Here is a 25,282-nt window from a genome sequence, read left to right as displayed (position 1 = left end):
GACCCCCGCGACCCGTTCGTCTCGGGCCGGGGGCGATCGTTGACCGACCTCAGGTGTGGCTCTTCGTTGCGGGTGGAGGTGTTCGGTGGCTGAGTTCCCGTTGGCCTTTCTCGGCATGTTCGAGGCGCTGCGGATGGGGCCGACCTTCGCTCGCGGGCGCCGTGACGAGCGGGCCGGGCACGTGCGAAGCCTCACCGTCTCCGGCAGCCTGGTCGTCGCCCTGGTCCGTGGGCCGGAGGATCCGGTCGCCTTCCGGGCCCGGATCGCGGTCCGCGCCTTCGGTGCGTCCGAATGGGCACGGGTGGAGACGGCGCTGGTCGCCGAGGCGCGGTTCGTGGCCGACCTGCTGGACGGCCGGATGCCCGGCGGGATCGAGGCCGTCTTCGCCGAGGCCGGGCTGAGCCTGCTGCCGCTGTCGCTGGACGAGGTGGCGATGGACTGTACATGCGAGCGCTGGCCGATGCCGTGCGCCCACCTGGCCACCACCTGCTACGCCCTGGCCCGTGCCTTCGAGGCCGATCCGTTCGAGGTGTTCACCTGGCGGGGCCGGCCACGCGACGAACTCCTGATGCGCTTGCGCCGGCTGCGCGAGGCCGCGGCCGTCGACGCGATCGGCCCGGGCGCGGCCGCGCGCGAAAGCTCGACCGGCATCGCCGGGGCGGGCACTTCCACCCCGGCCGGCGGTGCGGCGGGACATGTCGGCGCGGCCGGCGGTTTGGCGGGCACCTTCGGCCCGGCCGGCGGTGTGGCGGGCACCTTCGATCCGGTCGGCGGTGCGGCGGGTTCTGGTCTGGACGGTGGTGCGGCGAGTGGTTCCGGCTCCGTCGGCGGTCGGGCGAAGAATTCCGATGTGGCCGGAAGCGCGGGGGCGGTCTGGGCCGCGGCCGCCGATCCGGTTGCTTTCTGGGGGCGGCCAGATTCCGGCGAAACCGGACCGGTGGCTGAGCCGAGCGGGCGGGCGTCGGGCGGGCCCGGGCTGGACGGGCGTGGGCCGGGTGAGTCCGAGGCGGGTGGGCGTGGGCCGGACGGGCGTGAGCCGGGTGAGTCCGAGGCGAGTGGGCGTGGGCTGGATGGGCGTGGGCCGGGTGAGTCCGAGGCGGGTGGGCGTGGGCCGGACGGGCGTGGGCCGGGTGAGTTTGGGGCGAGTGGGCGTGGCGCCGATGGGCCCGGGGCGAGTGGGCGAGGGGTGAGCGGGGCGGGGACGGGAGAGCGGGACGGTGGCCTGCGGCCGGATGCTCTTCTCGATCAGTTGGATGCTCCGGGGCTTTCCCATCATGGCCGCGCCATTGTCGAAGTGCTGCGTCCCGCCTACCGTGCCCTGCCTGATGGTGAGGGTGCCGATTTTGCTACCGAATGACCGTTTTAGCGTCATCGGCGCGACTTTTTTGAAGTGGTCGCCAGGTAAGCGTGCGGGCCACCGCGAGAAGCGCATTTCCGCTGGTCAGCTGCGATTTTTGAGCTAAACACAACCGTTCCGTTACTGCCTTTACGGCCACTCTCCGGGTCGGTCAAACGGCCGACATTCCGGTAAACGCCGGAATCCCCTCGGGCCCCGTGATGAGCTACCCACGTCATGGCGATTTGTCCTGAAAAGGTGTGACAATGAAAAACGCAAAGCGGATGTTGGCACTAGCGGGCATGACCCTGGCGGCCGGTGCGATGATTGGAATCGCGCCCGCCCAGGCGGCGCCCGGCGCCGACCAGTCGCCCAGCCCCAAGACCGTGGCAAGCGGCTGGGGTGTGGACTGGGACGTGGACTGGGACAACGATTTTGTCGTCGGCGTCTACAACAACCCGTGGGCGTGCCGCAACGCAGGCGCCTGGGCTACCCGGGCCGGCGCGTGGGGGAACTTCGACTGCGTACCGGCATGGGATGTCCGTTGGGGCCGGGTCTGGGTTCTCCAGGTCGAAAGGGACTACTGGAACTGGAACCGCTGGAACGGATGGCAGGGCAACTGGCCGTTCCGCCCGAACTACCTGTACGGGAACGCCTACAACATCGGGGGCAACTACGTCAACCCGTTCTATAACCGCGTCGGGTTCAGGTACGGCCACGGTGTGAACGGGCTCGGGTACGGCGCCGGCCTGAACGGGTTCCGGTACGGCAACGGCGTCGGGTACGGCAATGGCGTCGGGTACGGCGATGGCGTCGGGTACGGGTACGGCGCCGACGTGGACGTCGACGTGGACGTCGACGGGGTCGGCGTCGGGGTCGGCGGACCGTGGTACAAGGCCGGCAAGATCGACAAGTCGGTCAAGTCTGTTAAGTCCGTCAAGATCTACAAGTCGAACAAGTACGACAAGCACGGCAAGGTGTACAAGGTACACAACACGCACAAGAGCCCGCTGGGTGCACTGAGCTTCAAGGACCAGCACAAGATCCCGGGCTACACCAAGTGATCACCCGAACGGGCCGCACCATCGAGGTGCGGCCCGTTCGCCGTACCGTCACCAGGCGACCGGCGCGTAGTCCTTCAGGAAGCAGCCGTACACGTCCTCACCACGCTCACCGCGGATGATCGGGTCGTACACCCGGGCCGCGCCGTCGACCAGGTCGAGCGGGGCGTGGAAGCCCTCCTCGTGCAGCCGCATCTTCGTCGGATGCGGGCGCTCGTCGGTGATCCAGCCGGTGTCGACGCTGGTCATCAGGATCCCGTCGGCGAACAGGTCGTCCGCGCTGGTCCTGGTCAGCATGTTGAGCGCGGCCTTCGCCATGTTGGTGTGCGGATGCCCGGCCCCCTTGTAGCCGCGGGCGAAGATCCCCTCCATGGCGGAGACGTTCACCACGTACCGCCTCGGGAACTTCGACGCCGTCATCGCCGGGCGCAGCCTGCTCACCAGGATGAACGGCGCCGTCACGTTGCAGAGCTGCACCTCCAGCAACTCCAGCGGGTCGACCTCGTGCACCCGGTCGCTCCAGCTGTTCGTCGGCGTGGTGTCCGGCACCAGGCCGCCCGCGTCGATCGCCACCGAGCGGGCCGTCAGCGCCATCTCGGTGATCTGCTGAGGCGTCAACTCGGTCACACCGGAGGTCAGCGCGGCCGCCGGGGACGCTCCCGCCGTGCCGAAATACTCCAGCTCCGGCAGGCTTCCGCCCGGCAGTGCCTCGGCCTCGGCGGCGGCGATCGCCGCATAGGAGCCGGCCGTACGCCGTACCGTCTGGGCCGCGTTGTTGATCAGAATGTCCAGCGGCCCGCGTGACGCCACCGACTCGGCCAGACCCACCACCTGGGCCGGGTCCCGCAGATCGATGCCCACCACCCGCAGCCGGTGCAACCAGTCCGCGCTGTCCGGCATCGCCGTGAACCGGCGGACCGCGTCATGCGGGAACCGCGTCGTGATCGTCAGATCCGCGCCGTCGCGCAGCAGGCGCAGCGCGATGTACATGCCGATCTTGGCCCGCCCGCCGGTGAGCAGCGCCGTCCGCCCGGTCAGATCGGTACGGGCGTCCCGCTTCGCGTGGTTCAGCTCGGCGCACTGCGGGCAGAGCTGGTGATAGAACGCGTCCACCACGGTGAACCGCTGCTTGCAGACATAGCAGCCGCGCGCCTGCCTCAGCACACCCGCCGTGGCGCCGCGCACCGTGCTGCGCAGCGGAATCCCCGCCGTCTCGTCGTCGATCCGCCCCGGCGCCCCGGTGGCCGTCGCCTCCGTCACCGCCCGATCGCTGGCCAGCACCGCCTGCCGGCGGTCCCGCCGCCGCTGCAACTTCACCGTCTTGAACAGTCCGGCGGTCGCCCGCCGCACGGTCACCGCGTCCGGGTGGTCCGGCGACAACGCCTCCACCTCGGCCAGGACCGCGAGACACACCGCGAGCCGGTCCGGATCCACACTGACGGCGCCCGGGTCTCCGGTCATTCCAACGTCCCCCTCTGGTTCCTACCCGCACGCACTGTACTTACCGGCGCTCCTATCGGCCGACGGTGGCATCCACGCGAGCACTCTCCGGCCAGTGGTACGGCGTTCGACGCCCGCGTCAGATCCCGCCGTTCGTCTCACGCTGTGGTCGATGTGTCCGGCTGGCAGGCGTCCGAGACCGCCCTGACGGCCGGCCGGAATCGTTCGGCCGGCCGTCAGGGCGGTCTCAACGCCGTTGAGACAGCTCCCACGACCAGCTGGACAAGATCGGCGTCTGCGCGTAAGTCAGGACGGACTCGATGCGGAACCCGGCTCCGGCTCCTCGGTGACGGCCTCCCGAGAGGACCGCGCCGGGCCCGGGTGGTCGGCCAGCGAAGCCGGACGGCGGGTCTGCCGATCGTACGGATGCTCGCCTGAAGCGGCGACCCAGGCCGGGCCGGCGTTCGCCGGACGGCGCCCAGCCCCGCCGTGATCGGAGAGGTGATCCGCCAGCGTGGCCGGGCGCCCGGCCCCGCGAAGCCGGTCGTCGAGCGTCTCCGGCCGGCGTCCCACCGGCTGACCGTCCTCGCTCCACGCGCCGACCGGCAGATCGCCGAGCGTCCGCGGCCGGCGACCCTGCCTGGGGATCACCGGGCTGGCGGTCAGGGCCCCACTGACCGTTTCTGTGACGGCCGCTTCTGTGACGGCCGCGGGAGCCTCGCCGGCCGGCTCCTCGATGATCGCCGCGCTGCCGTCCGCCATGACGGGTTCGCCGGTCACCGGTTCCGCTGCCGGTTCGTCGGTCACCTCGGCGTCCCCGGCCGCCGAGGTCGGGGAATCGTCGAGCACCGCGTGCTGGTCGGCGAACGTTGCGGCCGCCTCATCGGCCACGGCGTCCTCGACAGCGGCGCCTCCATCGACTGCCGATTCCGCGGTTGTCGCGCTCGGCCGAGCGGGCTCGACGTCCGCGATGTCCTCGAACAGCGCGATCGACTCGTCGATCAGGATCCTGTCGTTGTCGCTTTCCGTGTCCTCGGCGACGGTGGTGTCCGGGTTGGACTCCGCAGTGGGCTCGTCGATCAGAGTGCTGTCGCCGTCGGCGTCCTCGGCGATGAGGGTGTCCGGGCTATCGGCCTGGCCGGACTCCGTGGTCGGCTCGCCGATCGTGACGGACGGCTCTTCTGCCGGGGTCTCCTCGGTCGAGTTCGTCTCGGCCGCGGCCGGCTCATCGATCTGTTCGGCGGCGTCCGGTGCGGTAGCGGTGAGCTGCTCCGATGCGACCGTTGGTTCGGCTTCCTCCGCGACAGCGGATTCAGCCTGTGCGGGAATCGCCTCGTCGCTGACCACGTCTGCCGCGACATCGGATCCGTTGCTGTCGCGGGCCGCTTCGGCCTTGTGGATCTCCTCGGCCTGTTCCGTCGCCGACCGGGGTTCTTCGATCGGTTCCGTCATCGGTTCGGGTTCGATGACCTGTTCCGTCATCGGTTCAGGTTCAGTGACCTGTTCCGTTGCCGGTTCGGGCTCGGTGGCCGGTTCCGTTGCCGGTTCGGGCTCCGTGACCTGTTCCGTCTTCGACTGAGGTTCGGTGGCCGGTTCCGTCGTCGGTTCGGGCTCGGCGATCGGTTCCGGGACGGTGAGCGGCTCGTGGTCCGCCTCCGGGCTTTCCGTCGCGGGGACGGACGTCTGCTGACCAGCAACGATGGCCGTCTCGGGTTCCGCGAGGCGGTCTTCGGACGTCTCCCATTCGGTCTTCGCTGCGACGGGCTCGGTGTTCGTGGGAACAGTGCCTTCCTCAGGCTCCCGGCTCTCGTCGGTGGCTTCGGGCCGCACGACTGCCGCACCCACGGCATCGGGGAGATCCTGGGGCCTCAACGTGGTTACGTCTTCTGTGCGCGAATAGTCGATGTTGTCCCGGTCCGTGTCCGGAGCGGTGAGGTCGGCGGCTTGAACCGGTTCAGGCGAAAGGCCGTCCTCGGCATCCCCACCGGGCTCCTCGGCGATCCGGCCGTGCTCTTCGACATCCCCGCTGGGCTCTTCCGAGGAAGGGTTCGTCGAGGCCGCGTCCGGGTCGTCGGCGGGGGGCGGGGTGGTGTCCTCGGTGTCCGGCGTTTCGCTCGACGTAGTGGTCAGCCACTCGTCGAGGGTTTCCGGGCGGTGTGCACCGGTCGTGGGCAGGTCGCCGAGAGACTGCGGGCGTGAGGCGGCCAGCCAGTCGTCGAGGGTCTGCGGCCGTCGCTGCCCGGTCCGGTCAGCGAGGGGATGAGGAAGCGTGGCGTCCGGCCGGGACGCGGACCCGTTGCCGCCCATGCCCGAAATGCCCGAAGCGGCATCGAACTCGGCAGCGCCGGCATTCTCCGCCGATCCGAAAGCCGCGGATTCGGCGGGAACCTCGGCCTGGACGGCGATGTCGCCGGGTGTCGTGGGGCCGGCGGGGGCACTGCTCGGTTCGGTGGGGCGGACCAGCCAGGGGAACGATGCGGAACCCGACACGGCGAGGTTGGCCAGCCTCGGATCGGAACGCCACGAGAACGGGTCCAGCGCCGGGGCCTCGGTCGCGGTGACGGGTGTCGTCTCGCTCGGGAGGGCAGCGACGTCCGGGGTCTGGGCGAACGTTTCGGTCGTCGGTTCGGTCTCTTCCCGGCCGAACACCGGCGTCTCGTCCTGAATATCCGACTCGGCCGAAACCGTCTTCGCGGTGGATTCCTCCATCGAGGCCCGCAGCTGGATGACCGGGGTCGCCGAGGTGTCGTCGTGCTGGTCGTGGGTGGGGCCGGTTGAGGTGGTGGGCGGCAGGTCGATGGCCGGGGCCGCGGGAATGCTGGTGTGCTGGTCGTGAGCCGGGTCGGCTGGGGTGACGGCCCGCTCGGCAGTGGGCGGCAGCTGGATGATCTGGATCGCCGAGGTGTCGGCCTCGTCGGCCTCGTCGGGCTGGGTGGGCAGGTGGATCACCTGCGTGGCCGAGACCCCGAATTCGTCGAAGGTCGGTTCCAGGACGGGGACCTCGGCGTTCGCGGCCTCCGCTCCGGCGGCCAGGGTCGCCTCTACCTCGGCCCAGATGGCGTCGGAGTCGACCGGCTCGGGAGCGGCGTCGTCGTCGAGGGAGGGTGCCAGCTCGGCGGGCTCCAGTTCGCCGGATGCGATGCGGGAGAGGTCCGCGGACAGCGGGTCGGTCGGAGTGAGGGCATCCTCGACGGCCGCGAAGGTGATCGGCTCCTCGGTCAGCTCGGGCGACTCGCCGCCACCGCTGAGGACAGGGAGATCATCGATCCCGTGCAGGTCATCCTCGGCCGATGCCGAGGCGCCACCATCGGCGATCGGCACCTCCGCCGCCTCGGCCGGGCCACCGCCGACCGCGGCGCCGTCGAGCGAGAGGGGCCAGGGGGCGTCGTCGACCACGGGCCCGTCGAGCGAGAAGGCGTCGTCGGTCGAGGGGCCGTCGAGCGAGAAGGCGTCGTCGGTCGAGGGCCCGGCGGGGGAGAAGGCGTCGTCGGCCGAGGGGCCGGCGGAGGAGAAGGCGTCGTCGATCGAGGAGTCGTCGGGCAAGAAGGCGTCGACCGAAGGGCCGGCGGACGAGAAGGCGTCGTCGATCGAGGAATCGGCGGAGGAGAAGGCGTCGTCGACCGAGAGATCGGCGGACAAGAGGGCGTCCTCGGCCGAAAGGGCGTCGTCGACCGCAGTGCCGTCGAGCGAGAAGGCCGCATCGACCGAAGCGTCGCCGGACAAAGAGGCGTCGACAGACAAAAAGGCGTCGCCGGACAAAGAGGCCTCGGCGGACAAAGGAGCATCGCCGGACATGGAGGCGTCGCTGGCCGAAGGGGCGTCGTCGCCCGCGGGACCGGCGGACAAGAAGACGTCGTCGACCACGGCGCCGTCGGGCGAAACAGTGTCATCGACCGCGGCGGCGTCGAGTGAGTGGACGGCGTCGCCGGAGGAAAGGCCGTCATCGATCGCAGAATCGGCAGACAAAGCAGACAAAGTGGCGTCATCGACCACAGCGCCGTCGGACGGAAGGGCGGCCACAGCGCCGTCCGCGTCCGGGGAGGATTCGCCGGGCGTACCGGTGATGGTGGAAGGCGCGACGGTGGTCGAACCCGGCAGCGGGAAGCCGAAGGGTGCGGTCCCGTTCTCCTTCTCGGAGATGTATTCGAGGAACGCGTCGTAGTCGAGGACCATGCCCTCGGGGGAGGAGCCGGCGGGCAGCGCCGCCTGCGCGGGCGCGGCCGGCAACGCCCGGCTGACGACCGTGCCGTCGATGGCCGGCGGCCGGTACGCGTGACGCCCGGTGGGTTCCTCCTCGCCCGCGTATTCGGCGAGCCCGGCCCGTTCCTGGAGGCGCCGCAGCGGTCCCGGCGCCCACCACGAGGCGTCGCCGAGCAGGGCGAGCACCGACGGCACGAGCAGCACTCGAACGACGGTGGCGTCCAGTACCAGGGCGATGATCATGCCGACGCCGATGAAGCGCATGGTGCTGATCGACGACAGTGAGAACGCGCCGGTGACGACGATGAGCAGCAGGGCGGCCGCGCTGATCACCCGGCCGGTACGGGTGAGCCCGAGGGTGACCGCCTCGTCGGTGGTGGCGCCGCGCAGCCGGGCCTCGACCATCCGGGATAGCAGGAACACCTCGTAGTCGGTGGAGAGGCCGAACACGACGGCGGCCATCAGTACGACGATGCCGGCTTCCAGCGAGGTGGGTGTGACGTCGAGCAGGGACGCCCCGTGCCCCTTCTGGAAGATCCACACGAGGACGCCGAAGGTGGCGGTGAGGCTGAGCGCGCTCATCACGACGGCCTTGATCGGCAGCAGGATCGAGCCGAACGCCAGGAACATCAGCACCAGCGTCGCGCCGACCAGCAGGGCGATCATGACCGGCAGCTTGTCCGCGATGGCGGCGAGGCTGTCGACGTTGCGGGCGGTGACGCCGCCGACCAGTGTGTCGGTGCCGGCCGGTGCGGGGAGTGCGCGCAGGTCCTCGACGGCCTGCCGGGATTCGGTGCTGAACGAGTCGGTGCTGTCGAGGTCGGCGGTGAGCACCACGACGTCCTCGCCGTTGCCGCCGGTCGCGGTGACCTCGGTGACGCCGGCGACCTTTCCGGCCGCGTCGGTGTAGGCCTCGACGTCCGGTTTCGCGCCGTTCGCCGACTGCACCACGATCTGTACGCCGTCCGCGCTGAACTGCGGATAGTCGGCCTTGAGCGTCTCCACCGCGACCCGGGACGGGTCCCCGGCCGGCAGCTGCCGTTCGTCGTTCTCGCCGAAGCGGGCGTCCGTGATCGGCCACGCCAGGACCAGAAGGGAGATCAGGATGGGTACGGCGACGAGCACCGGCCGGCGCAGCACCCATTCGGCGAGCCGTTGCCAGCCGCCGGTGCCGGTGCGGGCCGCGAACGGGAGGCGCACCGGGAGGTAGTCGACGCGCGGCCCGAGGACGGCGAGCAGTGCCGGCAGCAGGGTGAGCGACAGCAGCATGGCGAGGAAGACGGCGGCGAGCCCGCCGTACGCGAGGCTCTTGAGGAAGCCCTGCGGGAACAGCAGCAGCCCGGCGAGGGCGGTCATCAGCAGGGTGGCGGAGAAGACCACGGTACGGCCGGCGGTGGCCACGGTCCGGCGGACGGCTTCGGCGGTGGGGTGGACGGCCTGCTCCTCACGGAACCGGCCGACCATGAACAGCCCGTAGTCGATCGCCATGCCCAGGCCGAGGAGGCTGGCCATGTTGACGGCGAACGAGTTGACCTCGTGGTTGAGCGCGACCAGGTGCAGCACGCCCAGCGAGCCGAGGACCGCGCAGCCGCCGACCAGCACCGGCAGCGAGGCGGCGACCAGCGAGCCGAAGATGACCAGCAGCAGGATGAGGACGATGGGCAGCGACACCATCTCGGCGAAGGCCAGGTCCTCGGTCGAGCGCTCGGACGAGGCGTGCGCGAGCGGGATGCCGCCGCCGACCTGCACGTGCGCCCCGGGCACCGCGAACGAGTCCTCGATCTCGGCGTACGCATCCATCTTCGCGGCGTCGTCGGCGCCGACCAGGCTGACCACCGCGACGCCGCTGGACTTGTCCTCGGCGGCGAACGCCGGCGCCTTCTGGTCCCAGTACGACGTCTGGGCGGTGACGGCCGACTTCGGCAGCGCGGCGAGCCGGTCCTTGATCCGCGTGCCGAGCACGGGGTCGTCGATCGTGCCCTGGTCCGGTGTGTAGATGGCGATGACGTCGCCGCTCTGGCCCTTCGTGGTGGCGGTGACCACCTCGGTGGCGCGGGCCGACTCACTGCTCGGGTCGTTGTACCCGCCCTCGGTGAGCTGACCGAACACGCCGAAGCCCCACACGCCCGCGCCGAGCACCGCGACGAGCGCGATGATCAGCACCGGCCAACGGAGGCGGGCGACCCGCGATCCCCAGCCCGCGAACACAGGGTTCCCCTTTCGGATTGAAGAGAGTTTCCGCAGGTCAGCTCAGTGTTGCGGCCTGCAGTGCCACTCCGCCGCACGTGTCGTCGAAGGTTGCGCCGGTGATCCACTCGACCGAGATCTTGCCAGTTCCGGAGGCTTGATAGGAGATGACATAGGCAGCGGTCGTCATCGTCGGCTCTCGATTCTCGAGGATGTCGGTGACCGGCTCGCCACCGGTGGACAGCTTGATGCGGATGTCGCCGCGTGCGCTGATCGCCCCGACGTACACGGTCAGGACGTTGCGGCCGGTCCCGGCCGGCGCCGTGACGGTGAAGCCGTTGCCGGTGCCGCAGGTGTTGATTCCGCTGGTCACGCCGGAGCTCTCGGCCATCGGCTCGCCGCCGTTCCAGGCGAACCGCTGCGGGCTGGCGGCGTGCCGGACCCGGGGCGCGGTGGGTGTGCCCTCCAGGATGGCGAACTCGCCGCCGGCGTCGCGTTCCAGCGAGAACCGGCCCTGTTCGCCCCAGTGCACCCAGTCGATCGTGCCCTCGGCGGCCAGGTCGACGGTTCCGGCGACCGGGACCCGCTCGATGGAGATAGCGTTGATCGGCGTCATGGACGGCGGCAGGCTCGCGCTGGGCAACGGGATCGGGATCTGGTCGGCGGTCGTGGTGGGCGCGGCGATCGGATCCGGTTCCTCCGGCTGCCCGCCGCTGTTCGCGCGGGCATGCATGATCAGCCCGAACGCCACGACGGCGAGGACACCGGCCAGGATCACCGCGGCTGGTTCGAGGTACTCCCGCCGCGCTCCGGGATCGAGCAGAGGCAAGGATCCTCCAGGGCGGCGTCGGGACAGGGGCGCTAAACGATCTCATCCCGTGCGGCCGGGGTGAAGAGGGGGAGGCGGGAGGGGACCTTACGGTTGATCATCCCCATCGGCGATTCGGGGGAGGTTCCGCGTTGTGTCGATCACATCGTTGAGTAGCGTGTCCGGAGTCTCCGACACCTAGGGGTTTTGCGAATGAGTGACAACAAGCGCCGAAACCAGGCCATCGCCGGTGTGCTGACCGGCGCGCTCGTCGTCGCGGTGCTGGTAGGGGCGTTCTTCGTGGTCCGTGACGACAGCGAGGCGCCGGTCGCGTCGCAGCCCACGGCGACGACCCAGCCGGCCGCGCCCGTGCCGCCCGCGGCCGCGCCGTCGGCCGCGGCCTCCACCGCGGCGGCGGCCGGTGGCTCGGCCGCTCTCTCCCAGGAGCCCGACGTGCAGCCCGGCACCGGCGCGGTGACCGCGCTGGCCGTCAAGGAGCTGGTGCCGGGGACCGGTGAGACGGTCAAGGCCGGTCAGACCATCACGGTCAACTACAAGGTGATCAACTACCTCACCGGCGAGCAGATCGACTCGTCGTGGAAGAACGGCGTTTCCGAGCCGTTCTCCGCCCAGATCGGTGTCGGCCAGCTGATCCCGGGCTGGGACCAGGCCGTCCCCGGGCAGAAGGTGGGCAGCCGGATCCAACTGGACGTGCCGGCCGCCCTCGCCTACGGCCCGGAGCAGGGCGACCTGCGGTTCGTCGTGGACATCGTGAGCGCCGAGTGAGCTACAGCTCGGTGACGATCACTTCGAGCTGACGGGCCCGCCCGGCCGGGCCGGGCCGCTCCTCGACCGTGAACTTCAGGTCGCGCAGCGCGGTGACCAGCTCGTCCACCGAGTCCGGGGCGGCCGCCTCGCCCGCCAGCGCGCGGACCAGGCGGCCCTTGGTGGCCTTGTTGAAGTGGGACACCACGGACCGCTTGGCCACGCCGTCGACGATCCGCTCGTGCAGCACCTTGACCACCGCGGCGTTCGCGCCGGGGGTCCACATCGCGGCGTACGCGCCGGAGCGCAGGTCCAGCACCGGCGTTCCGGCGGTCGCCCGGTCCAGGGCCGGGCCCAGGGCCTTCTTCCAGTACGCGGTGAGCCCGCCGACGGTGGGCAGGGTGACGCCGACCGAGGAGCGGTAGGCGGGGATCCGGTCACCGAGGCGGACCGCGCCCCAGAGCCCGGAGAAGACGACCGCGGAGTTCTCGATCCAGGTCCGCGCGTCAGCGGAGAGATCGCCCGGATTCAGGGCCTCGTAGAGGACACCGGTGTAGATCTCGGACGCCGGGCCCGCGGGCGCCTGGAGAAGGCCGGCGTTGCGGGTGATCTCGTCCCGCTGCCCCGCGCTGAGCCCCAGTACGGCCAGACTGTCGGCGATCGACCGCTCGCTGCCGCGCGCACAGAGCGCCACCAGCTTCTTCAGCACCCGGGTACGGGCGGCGGTCAGCGACGGCAGCCACAGCGACGACGGGTCGACGGGCGCACCGGCCGCGGCCGGGGTCTTGCCTTCGGAGGGCGGGAGCAGGATCAGCACGGGCCGAACATTAGCCGGGTCAGGTCATCCGCCGACGGTCACGGTTGTTCGCACGCTGTCCCGGTCGATGTCGCTGACCCGGATGGTGAAGGTGATCTCGTAGGTGCCGGGCAGCGGGAACGACATCGACCCGAGGGCCTGGTTCCCGGTCGGCAGCGGGGCGAACGGCTGCGGCACCGCCTCCAGGGCCGGGTCCAGCAGCCGGGCCGTGACCTGCCACTCCTCGGCCCGCATCGGCGAGCCGTCCGGCGCGTAGAGGTATGCGTGCACCGTGTTGTACTCGCCCAGCTCCACCGGGTAGATGTTGAACTGGACCGCGTACAGGTCGCTGGTCAGCGTCTCGGACTTGCCGGCGCCGGTGATCTGCTTGTCCTTGGCGGCCGCGATCCGGCCGGTGTCCACCTGCACCAGCACCGAGCTCAGTCCCAGGATCAGCACGGTCGCCACCACCTCGACCCCGACCAGCCGCCGCAGCCCGGTCCCGCCGCTCCCGCGCAGCACCAGACGGCGGGCGCCGGCCGCGACCGCCAGCACCACGGCCAGGATGCCGAGTTTGGCGCTCAGCAGCCGGCCGTAGTCGGTCTCCCACAGCGCGCCCACCCGGCCCACCTGGATGACCGACTGCGCGGCCCCCGCGAGGACCAGCCACAACACCGAGAGCGCGGCCCACCGCGACCACACCGGCAGGATCACGCCGAGTACCCGCCGTTCGGTCCGGCGCAGCAGGAAGACGGTCAGCGTGACCAGCCCGCCGATCCAGACCGCCATGGCGGCCATGTGCACCACCCCGGCGCTCACGGTCACCGCCGGTAGCGGTGCGGCGATGGCGTGCCCGGTCAGCGGCCACGTCGCGAGACCGGCCGCGGACAGCCCGAGCACGGCATACGCCCGCACCTTCCGTGACGTGACCTGCGGCTGCGGCCTCGGCACGGGCGCCGGTTCGGGCGCGGGCGCTCCGGCGCCGACCAGGACCGGCTGGGGCGCGGTCCGCGGCACGGTCACGGTCCGTCGTGGTCTCCGCAGGAGTGGAGGCAGGAGTACGGCGAGAGCGCCCACGATCGCCAGCCGTCCCAGCAGCAGCAACCCGAACCGGCTGGTCACCACCTCACCCAGTTCGGTGGCGGTGACCTGCCAGAGCGCGGCCCCGGAACCCTGCTGCGCCTGGGTGCCGAGCGCGCCGGCGGTCGCCACCGCGGTGAGCCCCAGCCCGATCCGGATCGCCAGCAGCGCCCCGCGCCGGGACCGGGTCCGTGGCCACAGGAACGCCAGGAACAGCGCGGGTCCGGCGATCAGCGTGATCCCTCCGTACCCCATGGTTTTGAAGATCGGGATCGCGGCGGTGACCGACGGATGCGCCCCGGCCGACTCCACCGGCGCCTCGGGCCGTGCCGAAGGCGCGCCCACCGAGAAGGTGATCGCGCCGCCGACCGGGTGGCTGTCCGCGGAGATGACCCGGAAGCTGATCAGGTACGTGCCGAGCGGGTGTTCCGCCTTCCGGATCGGGATCCGCACCACCGGCCCCTCGACGGTGACCTTGCCGGAGATCCGCTCGCCGTCCGGGGCGATCACCTGCACCCGGCCGTCGACCGGGGTGACCGGCTCGCTGAAGGTGACGGTGACCTCGGTGGGCGCCGCGTTGTTCAGGCTGCCCGGCGCCGGGCTCGCCCCGACCGGCGCGGCGTGCGCGGCGGCCGGCGAGGCGGGCAGCGCGAGGGTGCCGGTCAGCAGGACGAGCAGGAACAGTAAGACCCGGGTCACATGAGGTAGTTCGGATCGGCGTGGGGAAAGGTTCAAGCAGGGCGTGTCGATACGATCCGTGGCAGCGCCCAGATCCGTCCCCGAGGGAGCCGCCATGTCCCACCATCCGCGTGCCGGTGAGCCGGCCGAGCCGGCCGACCTGATCGACGTTCCCAAGGTCATCTCGCGTTACTACACCGAGCACCCGGATCCCGCACAGCCGGGGCAGGGTGTCGCCTTCGGGACGTCCGGGCACCGCGGGTCCAGCCTGCGGACCGCGTTCACCGAGGACCACATCGCGGCGACCAGCCAGGCGATCGTGGAGTACCGGCGCGAGCAGGGCACCACCGGCCCGCTCTTCCTGGGCCGCGACACGCACGCGCTGAGCGAGCCCGCGATGATCACCGCGCTGGAGGTGTTCGCGGCCAACGAGGTGACGGTCCTGATCGACAGCCGCGACGGCTACACGCCGACGCCCGCGCTGTCGCACGCCATCCTCACCCACAACCGGTCGGCGCGGGTCAGAGCGGACGGGGTCGTGGTGACGCCGTCGCACAATCCGCCGGACGACGGCGGGTTCAAGTACAACCCGCCGGACGGTGGCCCGGCCGGCACCGACGCCACCCGGTGGATCCAGGACCGGGCCAACGCGCTGATCGCGGCGGGGCTCAAGGACGTGCGGCGGGTCACCGCGGCGGCGGCCCGGGCCTCGGAGAGCGTTCAGGGGTACGACTACCTCGCCACGTACGTGGACGACCTCCCGTCGGTGATCGACATCGACGCGATCCGGAACGCGGGGGTGCGGATCGGGGCGGATCCGCTCGGTGGGGCCAGCGTGGCGTACTGGGGTGCCATCGCCGAGCGGCACCGGCTCGACCTGACCGTGGTGAACCCGCTGGTCGACCCGCGGTTCGGCTTCATGACCCTGGACTGGGACGGCAAGATCCGGATGGACTGCTCGTCGCCGTACGCGATGGCCTCACTGATCGCCCAGCGGGACCGCTTCCAGATCGCCACCGGCAACGACGCCGACGCCGACCGGCACGGCATCGTCACCCCCGACGGCGGCCTGATGAACCCCAACCACTACCTCGCGGTGGCCATCGCCTACCTCTACTCGTCGCGCGACGGCTGGCCGTCCGGGGCCGGCATCGGCAAGACCCTGGTGTCCTCGTCGATGATCGACCGGGTCGCCGCCGACCTGGGCCGCCGCCTCGACGAGGTGCCGGTCGGCTTCAAGTGGTTCGTGCCCGGCCTGCTCGACGGGTCGATCGGCTTCGGCGGCGAGGAGAGCGCCGGCGCGTCGTTCCTGCGCCGCGACGGCGGCCCGTGGAGCACCGACAAGGACGGCCTCATCCTGGATCTGCTGGCCTCCGAGATCCTCGCGGTCACCGGCAGGACGCCGAGCGAGCACTACCGGGAGCTGACCGCGCGGTTCGGCGAGCCCGCCTACGCCCGGATCGACGCCCCCGCCACCCGCGACGAGAAGGCGATCCTCGCGAGGCTGTCGCCGTCGCAGGTCACCGCGTCCACGCTGGCCGGCGAGCCGATCACCGCGGTGCTGACCAACGCCCCGGCCAACGGCGCGGCGATCGGCGGCCTCAAGGTGGTGACCGGGTCCGGCTGGTTCGCGGCCCGGCCGTCCGGCACCGAGGACGTCTACAAGATCTACGCCGAGTCCTTCCAGGGCCCCGAGCACCTGGCCCGCGTCCAGGAGGAGGCCCGGGCCGTGGTGTCCGCCGCACTGTCCGGCTGAATTCCACTCAGATTCGTGGTTTGTGCGCCGACTGGTAGACCGCAAGGAGATTTGCCTACCGGGCAGGAGCCGAGACCTCCGATGAGCGAACCCGAGAACGCCGGCGGCTTCCCCCGGCCACGGTCCGGAGGGTTGGCGCCCGTGCTGGTCTCCGCCGGGGCCATCCTCGTCGTCGTCGCGTGGTTGCTCGTCCGCGGCGACGACGAGCTGTTCTTCGGCTACCTCGGCGGCCCGATCGCGATGGCCGCCGGCACGTACGCCTGCCTGCGGATCGCCCGGGTCCGGCTGCCGCGGCCGGTGCACGCGTTCTGGCGGCGGATGACGCTGGTCGGTGTCTTCCTGCTGATCGCCGCGGTGGTCGCCCTGCTCCGGGCCAACAACAACACCGGCCTGTCCCTGCACGTCGCCCTCCCGACGCTGGCCGGCCTCGGCCTCCTGATTTTCACCTTCCTGACCCTGCCCGGCCGCCAGACGACCCCGGTCGCCCTGCTCCGGGCCCTGCTCGACGGCTTGACGGTGGCCGTCGCGAGCGCCCTCATCTTCTGGTACGTCGTGTTCGACCTGGCCCCCGCGGACACCTCGATGGCCGCCCGGCTGGTGGCCGCCGTCGTCGGCGTCGGCGGCGTGCTGCTGCTGGTTACCGTCGGCAAGGCCGCCGCCGCACCGGACACCGCCGTCGACGGCACCGCGCTGCGGGTCCTCACCGCCGCCCCGATCGCCTGCGTGGCCGCCACCATCCTGATGATCGCCGGTGACGACCGGTCCCGGATGGCGTTGTCGGTGCTCGTCCTGCCGATCGTCGGCACCGCCCTCGCCGTCAGCGCCTACCTCCAGCGGCGGGCCCTCCAACGGCCGGCCGCGCCGCCCACGCCGGCCTCGAACCGGTCGCTGTTCAACCTGCTGCCGTTCGTCGCGGTCGCCGCCACGACCGGCCTGGTGATCAGCGTCAGCGCCCAGGACATGAACGCCCGGCAGCGCACCGTGGTGATCGGCGCGCTCCTGATCGCCGGCTGCGTCGTCGCCCGCCAGCTGCTCAGCCTGCGAGAGAACACCCTCGCGCTGCGCGGCATCCGCCACCAGCAGGCCGAACTGGAACGCCTCGCGCTCAGCGACAACCTGACCGGCCTGCCCAACCGTGCCCGGTTCACGGTGGCGCTCGCCGAACGCATCGACGCCGCCGAGCCGGCCGCCGCGCTGCTGATCGACATCGACGACTTCAAAATGATCAACGACACGCTCGGCCCGGCCGCCGGCGACCAGATGCTGTTCCAGGTGGCGCAGCGGCTGCGCGCCCAGTGCACGGCCGGCGAGATGCCGGTCCGGCTCGGCGGCGACGAGTTCGCCGTACTGCTTCCCACCGACGACCCGGCCGCCGCCGAGTCCGCCGCCGGGCGCGCCCTCCAGGCCCTCGCCGACCCGTTCACCGTCGGCGAGCAGCACCTGCTGGTGCACGCCAGCGCCGGCATCGCGATCGCCGAGCCCGGCGCGACCGCCGACGAGGTGCTGCGCAACGCCGACATCGCGATGTACGCCGCCAAGGAGGCCGGCAAGGCGTCCTGGGCCCGGTTCGAGCCGCGGATGCGGCAGGACATGGTCAACCACGCCATGCTCGCCGGCGAACTGCGCAACGGCATCGCCCGTGGCGAGCTCCGGCTGCTCTACCAGCCCATCTACGATCTGGTCACCGGCCGCCTGCACGGCGCCGAGGCGCTGGTGCGCTGGCAGCACCCGGAACGCGGCTTCGTCTCGCCCGCCGACTTCATCCCGGTCGCCGAACGGACCGGCCTCATCGTGCCGCTCGGCGCCTGGGTGCTGCGTGAGGCGTGCTCGCAGCTGGCCCGCTGGCGCGCCACCTACGGGGACCGCACGGTCGAGTCCGTCAACGTCAACGTGGCGGTCCGCCAGCTGCGCGAGGTCGGCTTCGTCGACGAGGTCGCGGCCGTGCTCAGCGAGACCGGCCTCAGCCCGCGCAACCTGATCATCGAGGTCACCGAGTCGTCGGTGGTCGACGGCTGGCAGGTGCGGGAGACGCTGCGGGCACTGCACGAGATGGGCGTACACCTGGCTCTCGACGACTTCGGCACCGGCCAGTCGTCGCTCAGCCTGCTCCGCGCCTTCCCGGTCGACGTGCTGAAACTGGACAAGTCGTTCGTCGACGGCATCGCCGAGGGCGCCGACCGGGGCCGGCTCGCGGTCGCCGCGGCGGTCGCCCAGCTCGCCGAGCACCTCCAGCTCAAGGCGGTCGCCGAGGGCATCGAGAACCAGGAGCAGCTGAACCGGCTGCGGGACATGGGCTACCGGTACGGGCAGGGCTTCTTCATGTCCCGGCCGGTGCCCGCCGACGACTACGCCGCGCTGATGGCCGCCGACCCGGTCCGCGCCTGAAAAACCGGCTGGACCTCGCTCAAATCGGTTGGACCTCGCTCAAAACGGCTGGACCTCAAGCGGGGTCCAGGTAATACCGTGCAGTCCATGACCGTCGTCACGGGGCACGTCCGGACCTTCTACCAGCTGCTCTTCAACACCCTGCTGGTGTCGGTCATCAACTTCACCGTCTGGTTCGCTGTCACCTTCTGGGTGTATCTGGAGACGAGGTCGGTCTTCGCGACCGGCGTCATCTCCGGCATCTTCCTGGTGCTGACCGCGTCCACCGGAATCTGGTTCGGCAGCCTGGTCGACGGTCACCGCAAGAAGACCGTGCTGCAGGGCTCGGCCCTGGCCTCCCTCGTGCTGTACGGCGCCGCCTTCGCGGTCCACCTGTCCGTGCCCGAGCAGGCGTGGACGGACCCGGCCGACGCGCGGCTCTGGGCGTTCGTGCTGCTGCTGATGTTCGGCGTGATCGCCGGCAACATCCGCACCATCGCGCTGCCCACCCTGGTCACGTTGCTGATCGACGCCGACCGGCGGGACCGCGCCAACGGCCTGGTCGGCACCGTCTCCGGCACCAGCTTCCTGGTCACCTCGGTGATCAGCGGCGTGCTGGTGGCCTTCGACGGCATGTTCTCGGTGCTGGTCCTGGCCCTGGCGGTGCTCGCGCTGTCGCTGGTCCACCTCACGTTCGTGCGCATCCCGGAACGGGAGCCGGAGCACAGCGGGGCCGCGCGGCCCGGCGTCGACCTGCGCGGCACGATCCGGATCATCGCCGGGGTGCCGGGTCTGACCGCGCTCATCCTGTTCAGCACGTTCAACAACTTCCTGGGCGGCGTGTTCATGGCCCTCGCCGACGCGTACGGGCTGTCGCTCGTGTCGGTGCAGACGTGGGGCCTGCTGTGGGGCGTGATCAGCACCGGCTTCATCCTCGGTGGGCTGCTCGTGTCGCGTACCGGTCTGGGGTCCAGCCCGGTCCGGCTCCTGCTGCTGCTCAACGTGGCCCTGTGGGCGATCATCGTGGTCTTCCCGATCTGGGCGTCGATCATCCCGATGGCCGTCGGCATGTACGTGTACATGCTGCTCATGCCATACGCGGAGGCCACCGAGCAGACCATCCTCCAGCGGGTCGTCCCTTACGAGCGGCAGGGCCGGGTCTTCGGCCTCGCCCAGAGCGCCGAACAGGCGGCGTCCCCGCTGACCGCCTTCCTGATCTCCCCGATCACCCAGTTCGTGTTCATCCCGTTCATGAGCGACGGCGGCGCCGGCGCGGACGCCATCGGCTCCTGGTTCGGCACCGGCCCCGACCGCGGCATGGCCCTGGTCTTCATCCTCACCGGTGTGATCGGCGTGGTCGCCACGGCGCTGGCCCTGGCCAGCCGCCCCTACCGGGCCCTGAGCCGCCGCGTCGCCGAGGACGCGCCGGCCACCGAACCGGCCGCGGCGCCCGCCTGACCCGTTTCCCTCAACCCGGGCGCCGCGCGGCCGATCAATGGCCGTGACAGCAGCCGGGCCGCGGAGAGGAACCCCTCGTATGGGATGGCCGCGTGCCACGGCGCCCGCCTGGCCCGTGCATACCGGCGTGCTGGGACTGTCGGCGGCCGTGGTCACGTCCTACGCGCTGGCCGGCCCCGGCGCCCGGACCGTGATCTTCGCGCTGGTCACCACCGTACCGGTCATCGTCTATCTGCTGGCCCTCTCCGCCCGGCACCTGACCGACCGCCTGCCGTGGCTGATCGCCACGACCGGCATGGCCCTGCTGACCCTCGCCACGCTGCGCTGGCCGGACTGGATCTCCGGCCACCATCTCGGCCGGGCCGAAGGCGGCGTCGCGGACCTGGCGATCGCCTTCGCGCACCTGCTCTTCCTGATCGGTACGGGCATCGGGCTGCGCCGGCACGGCCGCAAGGACGCCGGTGGCCTCATCGACGCCGCACTGATCGGCCTCTGCGCCGCCGGACCGCTCTGGGAATGGCTGATCCGCCCGAACGTCGTCCCGGACGCCACCCTGCTCGGCAAGACGCTGCTGCTCTCCGACCTGCTGCTGCTCTCCGCCGTGGTCGGCTGCCTGATCCGGATCGGCGTCACCGCCCCGAAGTCACGGGGACCGGTCGCCTACCTGATGGCCGCCGGGATCCTCACCATGACCGCCGAACTCGTCGCGGTGCTCACCGTGCACGGCAGTTCCGTCTGGGCCGCCCAGCTGATGATGCTGGCGTACCTGTGCGTGGCCGCCGGCCCGGCACTGCCGAGCGGCCCGCACATCACCCAGCCGGAGCCCGGCCCGGCAGGCGTGAAACACCCGCCGCTCGGCTGGCTCGGCGCCGGCCTCTGCGCCAACCCGCTGATCGCCGCCGTACAGGCCGCGCAGGGTGACAGCCCGGCCAGCGTGGTGCTGCCGGTCAGCACCATGCTCGTGGTGCCGGTGGTGGTGCTGCGGTTGCGGCTGCTCTCCGCACAGCGGGCCCGGGCCGAGCGCACCCTCGCCTACCAGGCCCACCACGACGGGCTCACCGGCCTCTACAACCGGCGGCACATCGTCGACCGGATCGACGGGGAACTGGGTTCTCTGGAGGACGGGCGGCTCGCCGAGGCCACCCTGCTGCTCTGCGACCTCGACGGGTTCAAACCGGTCAACGACCGAATGGGCCATCAGGCCGGCGACATCGTGCTCCAAGAGGTGGCCCGGCGCCTCACCGCCGCGGTCCGCGAGCAGGACCTGGTCGGCCGGATCGGCGGCGACGAATTCCTGATCCTGCTGCGCGGCGAGTACCCGGGCGGCGGCGCGACGGTCGCCGACCGGATCACCGCCTCGCTGGGGGCGCCGATCGAGGTGGCCGGCACTCCCGTACACATCGGGGTCTCGATCGGAACGGCCGTCGCGCGAGCCGGCGCCGCCGTCGACCGGGAGGCCCTGATCGCGCGCGCCGACGCCGCCATGTACGAGGTGAAGGCTCAGCGGCGCTTGACCGCGACCGCGCCGTAGCCCATCGCCGCCAGATCCGGGTCCACCCCGGCCGGCAGCTCGGCGAACGGCCACAGGTGCACCAGGCCGGGCTCCTCCAGCGGCCAGTCCCCGAAGAACGCCCGGATCGTCTCCGGGGCCCGGGGTGTGAACGGCGAGTTCGCCCGCTGGTAGATCGCCGAGATCTTGGCCATGTGCTCGGGCCGGGCGTCCGAGGCGGCGTGCGAGATCGCCAGCACGCTGCCCGGGGCCAGCGCCTCCCGGATCGCGGCGACCGGGTCGTGCGGGCCGTCGCCGTCCGGGATCAGATGCAGCAGGAACATCATCAGGACGCCGGCCGGCTCGTCGAGGTCGATCAGCTTCCGCAGGCCCGGGTCGGCCAGGATCGCCGCCGGATCGCGCAGGTCACCCTGGACCATCGTGGTGTTCGCCGAGCTGAGCAGGGCCTGACCGTGACGGCAGACCACCTCGTCCCGGTCGACGTAGACCACCCGCACCGACGGGTCGATCTCCTGGGCGATCTGGTGCACATTCTCCCTGGTGGGCAGGCCCGACCCGATGTCGATGATCTGGCGGATCCCGCGCTCGACGATCATGTGCCGCACCACGCGCTTGATCAGCTCACGGCCGGATCGGGCCGCGTCACGCATCTCCGGCGCCACGGACAGGACCGCGTCGGCGGCCGCGCGGTCGACGGCGAAGTTGTCCTTGCCGCCCAGGTAGTAGTCGTACATGCGGGCGGCGTTCGGCACGTTCACGTCGATGCCGGGGGGCACGGTCATGTCCGATGAGGATAATCGAGCCCGGCCGATACGCATCGGCCGGGCTCGCACAGTGGGATCAGGCGTCGACCTCGGGGCGGCCCTCCGCGGCCCACAGGGTGTGGAACGAGCCCGGCTTGTCCACCCGGTGGTAGGTGTGGGCGCCGAAGAAGTCCCGCTGGCCCTGGATCAGGGCGGCCGGCAGGCGCTCGGCGCGCAGGCTGTCGTAGTAGGCCAGCGCCGAGGAGAAGCCGGGCGCCGGGATGCCCTGCTGGGCGGCGGTCACCGCGACCCGGCGCCACGCGTCCTGGGCACCGGCCACCGCGTCCTGGAAGTACTGGTCCACGAGCAGGGTCGGCAGCGCCGGGTTCTTGTCGTACGCCTGCTTGATGAAGTCCAGGAACTTGGCGCGGATGATGCAGCCGGCCCGCCAGATCTTCGCCATGGCGCCCGGGTCGATGTCCCAGCCGTACTCCTTGCTGGCGGCCTGGATCTGCTGGAAGCCCTGCGCGTACGCCACGATCTTGGAGGCGAACAGCGCCTGCTCGACGTCCGCCACCAGGTCACCGGCGTGCGAACCGGCCGACGCCGACGGGCCCGGCAGACCCGCGCTCACCGCCGCCTCACGCTCCTGGACACCACCGGAGATGGCGCGGGCGAACACCGACTCGGCGATACCGGACACCGGCACGCCCAGGTCCAGGGCGGCCTGCACGGTCCAGCGGCCGGTGCCCTTCTGCTCGGCACGGTCCAGCACGACGTCCACGAACGGCCTACCGGTGGCGGCGTCGACCTGCTTGAGCACCTCGGCGGTGATCTCGATCAGGTACGAGCCCAGCCGGCCCTCGTTCCAGCCGGTGAAGATGTCGGCGATCTCCGCGGGGGAGTGGCCACCCACCCGGCGCAGCAGGTCGTACGCCTCCGCGATCAGCTGCATGTCGGCGTACTCGATGCCGTTGTGCACCATCTTGACGAAGTGGCCGGCGCCGTCCGGGCCGACGTGCACGCAGCACGGCTCCCCGTCCACCTTCGCGGAGATGTCCTCCAGCAGCGGGCCGAGAGCGTCGTACGACTCCTTCGGGCCGCCCGGCATGATGCTCGGGCCGTGCAGCGCGCCCTCCTCGCCACCGGAGACGCCGGCGCCCACGAAGTGCAGCCCCTTCGCCTTGAGCGCGGCCTCGCGGCGCCGGGTGTCCGCGTAGTGCGCGTTGCCCGCGTCGATCAGCATGTCGCCCTCTTCCAGCAGCGGGGCGAACTCGTCGATCACGGCGTCGGTGGCCGGGCCGGCCTTGACCATGATGACCACGCGGCGCGGGCGCTCCAGGCTCGCCACGAACTGCTCGGCGGTCTCGGCCGGCAGGAAGCTGCCCTCGTGACCGAACTCCTCGACGAGCTCCTTGGTGCGGCCGTAGGACCGGTTGTGCAACGCCACGGTGTGTCCGTGCCGGGCGAAGTTACGGGCCAGGTTCCGGCCCATCACCGCCAGGCCGGTGACTCCGATCTGCGCCTTCTGCGACATCGTGCTACGTCCTTCCTTGTTACCCGCCCATTACGGGCCCCGCGGTCATTCTTACGGGTTCGGGAGCCCGGCGGTTCGATCCCGTCCACGTGGTGAACACCGGTGCGGTTACCTCAAGTGCCCGGAGCGCCTACCGATCGCATGAGTCGTGACCCGGAACCTCGGAATGGTGGCCTACATCAGCGCCGCGACCGCACTCACGGCCGCGATGCCGGTGGTGTCCGAGGGTGGCCGCGACCTGATCCTGCTGGCGATCTCGGTGCTCGCCGCGATCCCGGTCATCCGCCTCGTCGGCCGGGTGCCGGCCGCCGACCGGCGACCGTTCGTGCTGATGGCGTTCGCCCTCGTCTGGCTGGTGGTCGACAACGTCATCCTGCTGAGCGGCCGCAACGCCGTCGTCGGGGACCTGATCGTCCTGGTCAGCAACCTGCACATGCTGGCCGCCGCGGTCGCCCTGGTGCTGCGCCGTGGCCGCGCCGACATCGGCGGCCTGCTCGACGCCGGCGTGCTGGCCGTGGTCGTCGCCGCACTCACCTGGACCATCGTGCTGGAACCCAGCCTGGACCGGGCCGGTGTTCCGCTGGCCAAGCAGGCCAACCTGCTGGCCACCGTTCTGATGATCTCCGGCATCCTCGGCACCCTGATCCGGGTGCTGCGCACCAGCGAGCGGTTCTCCGCCCCACTGGCCCTGTTCATCCTGTCCGTCCTGGGCAACCTGGCGGGCGCGGTCGGCGGCATCCTCGCCACCGGCACGGTCACCGCCCAGTCCACCGTCCTCCGCGAGACGATCTTCGTGGTCGCGTACGCGCTGGTCGGCCTCGCCGCCCTGCACCCCCGCGCGGCGGACCTGGCCAACCCCTGCCCGGTGCCACCCGCCCGCCTCTTCGTCGGCCGGGTCATCGTCCTCGGCGGCGCGATCGCGGTCATCCCCACCGTCTCCGGCGTCCGCGAGATCCTCGGCCTGCACGGCGACGCCGCCCTGCTCATCGTCGGCAACCTGCTGATCATCACGCTGGTCGGCGTCCGGGTCGCCCGGATCAGCATGCAACGCGAGCAGGCCGAACGGCGGCTGCTCCACCAGGCCACCCACGACCTGCTGACCGGCCTGCCGAACCGGGCCGAACTGTGGACCCGGCTGGACGCCGCGCTGCGCCGCGAACAGGAGACCGGTCACCCGTCGGTGGTGCTGCTGTTCTGCGACCTCAACGGCTTCAAACAGGTCAACGACCGGCTCGGCCACCTCGCCGGAGACCGGCTGCTGACCGAGGTCGGCGCCCGACTCGACGGCCTCGGTGTGTTCGCGGCCCGCTACGGCGGCGACGAGTTCGTCCTGCTCGGCGAGGACGCCGAACGGCTCACCACCCTGGTCCGGGCAGCCCTGGCCGAGCCGATCGTCGTCGCCGGCGAGCCGATCCGGGTCAGCGCCAGCATCGGCGCCGTCCACTCCGACGCCCGCACCTGCGCCGACGACCTGATCCGGCGCGCCGACCAGGCCATGTACCAGCAGAAAGCCACCCGCCAGGCGGCCTGAACGATTGTTTCCGATGCGTGGGCGGGGCGAAC

The 25,282-nt window shown here is 71.2% G+C and carries 15 protein-coding genes; 8 read left to right on the top strand and 7 right to left on the bottom strand.

Annotated elements, in window-relative coordinates; all coding sequences use genetic code 11:
* Positions 1–85: 85 nt before the first annotated feature.
* Together BJ964_RS48810 and BJ964_RS42520 are read left to right on the top strand one after the other, a co-directional pair.
* Positions 86–1,357, top strand: coding sequence for a hypothetical protein (locus BJ964_RS48810; RefSeq protein WP_229806737.1), 1,272 nt, complete (start codon positions 86–88; stop codon positions 1,355–1,357).
* Between the two features lie 245 nt (positions 1,358–1,602).
* Complete coding sequence (locus tag BJ964_RS42520; protein ID WP_188125943.1) at positions 1,603–2,400, top strand: hypothetical protein; 798 nt, start codon at positions 1,603–1,605, stop codon at positions 2,398–2,400.
* Between the two features lie 48 nt (positions 2,401–2,448).
* Here BJ964_RS42520 and BJ964_RS42515 read toward each other — a convergent pair whose 3' ends face one another.
* From BJ964_RS42515 to BJ964_RS42505, 3 genes are all read right to left on the bottom strand, one after another.
* Positions 2,449–3,858: an SDR family oxidoreductase gene (locus BJ964_RS42515; protein WP_188125942.1), complete on the bottom strand. Its 1,410-nt coding sequence runs from the start codon at positions 3,856–3,858 to the stop codon at positions 2,449–2,451.
* 285 nt (positions 3,859–4,143) lie between these two features.
* The gene (locus BJ964_RS48805) at positions 4,144–10,200 is read right to left on the bottom strand and encodes an MMPL family transporter (RefSeq protein ID WP_268248014.1); all 6,057 of its coding nucleotides are present in this window, start codon (positions 10,198–10,200) and stop codon (positions 4,144–4,146) included.
* 82 nt (positions 10,201–10,282) lie between these two features.
* A complete protein-coding gene (locus BJ964_RS42505) occupies positions 10,283–11,053 on the bottom strand; it encodes a hypothetical protein (protein ID WP_188125941.1) in 771 nt (256 codons plus the stop codon).
* Between the two features lie 192 nt (positions 11,054–11,245).
* On the opposite strand from BJ964_RS42505, the gene BJ964_RS42500 reads away from it, so the two are divergent.
* The gene (locus tag BJ964_RS42500) at positions 11,246–11,818 is read left to right on the top strand and encodes an FKBP-type peptidyl-prolyl cis-trans isomerase (RefSeq protein WP_188125940.1); all 573 of its coding nucleotides are present in this window, start codon (positions 11,246–11,248) and stop codon (positions 11,816–11,818) included.
* A gap of 1 nt (position 11,819) precedes the next feature.
* On the opposite strand, the gene yaaA is transcribed toward BJ964_RS42500, so the two are convergent.
* Positions 11,820–12,614, bottom strand: coding sequence for a peroxide stress protein YaaA (gene yaaA, locus BJ964_RS42495; RefSeq protein WP_188125939.1), 795 nt, complete (start codon positions 12,612–12,614; stop codon positions 11,820–11,822).
* A 24-nt stretch (positions 12,615–12,638) separates the two neighbouring features.
* Positions 12,639–14,372, bottom strand: coding sequence for a copper resistance CopC/CopD family protein (locus BJ964_RS42490; RefSeq protein WP_188125938.1), 1,734 nt, complete (start codon positions 14,370–14,372; stop codon positions 12,639–12,641).
* 94 nt (positions 14,373–14,466) lie between these two features.
* Between BJ964_RS42490 and pgm the strand changes: the two genes are divergently transcribed.
* The 4 genes from pgm to BJ964_RS42470 all read left to right on the top strand — a co-directional run bounded on the left by pgm (position 14,467) and on the right by BJ964_RS42470 (position 21,460).
* Complete coding sequence (gene pgm, locus BJ964_RS42485) at positions 14,467–16,107, top strand: phosphoglucomutase (alpha-D-glucose-1,6-bisphosphate-dependent) (RefSeq protein WP_188125937.1); 1,641 nt, start codon at positions 14,467–14,469, stop codon at positions 16,105–16,107.
* A gap of 81 nt (positions 16,108–16,188) precedes the next feature.
* Entirely contained in the window at positions 16,189–18,492 is a 2,304-nt protein-coding gene (locus BJ964_RS42480; RefSeq protein ID WP_188125936.1) for a putative bifunctional diguanylate cyclase/phosphodiesterase, read from the top strand.
* Between the two features lie 87 nt (positions 18,493–18,579).
* Positions 18,580–19,929 (top strand): MFS transporter, encoded by a 1,350-nt coding sequence (locus BJ964_RS42475; RefSeq protein WP_188125935.1) that lies wholly within the window; start codon positions 18,580–18,582, stop codon positions 19,927–19,929.
* A gap of 79 nt (positions 19,930–20,008) precedes the next feature.
* On the top strand, positions 20,009–21,460 hold the full coding sequence (locus tag BJ964_RS42470; protein ID WP_188125934.1) for a GGDEF domain-containing protein: 1,452 nt from the start codon (positions 20,009–20,011) through the stop codon (positions 21,458–21,460).
* Here BJ964_RS42470 and BJ964_RS42465 read toward each other — a convergent pair.
* A complete protein-coding gene (locus BJ964_RS42465; protein WP_188125933.1) occupies positions 21,430–22,221 on the bottom strand; it encodes an SAM-dependent methyltransferase in 792 nt (263 codons plus the stop codon). The two genes, BJ964_RS42470 and BJ964_RS42465, sit on opposite strands and share 31 nt — an antisense overlap.
* A gap of 58 nt (positions 22,222–22,279) precedes the next feature.
* The gene (gndA, locus tag BJ964_RS42460; RefSeq protein WP_188125932.1) at positions 22,280–23,719 is read right to left on the bottom strand and encodes an NADP-dependent phosphogluconate dehydrogenase; all 1,440 of its coding nucleotides are present in this window, start codon (positions 23,717–23,719) and stop codon (positions 22,280–22,282) included.
* Between the two features lie 148 nt (positions 23,720–23,867).
* Between gndA and BJ964_RS49405 the strand changes: the two genes are divergently transcribed.
* Complete coding sequence (locus BJ964_RS49405; protein WP_188125931.1) at positions 23,868–25,250, top strand: GGDEF domain-containing protein; 1,383 nt, start codon at positions 23,868–23,870, stop codon at positions 25,248–25,250.
* Positions 25,251–25,282 lie beyond the last annotated feature (32 nt).

Origin of the sequence: Actinoplanes lobatus (assembly GCF_014205215.1) — a bacterium.
GTDB lineage: Bacteria > Actinomycetota > Actinomycetes > Mycobacteriales > Micromonosporaceae > Actinoplanes > Actinoplanes lobatus.
This window is presented reverse-complemented; position numbering and strand designations above follow the sequence as displayed.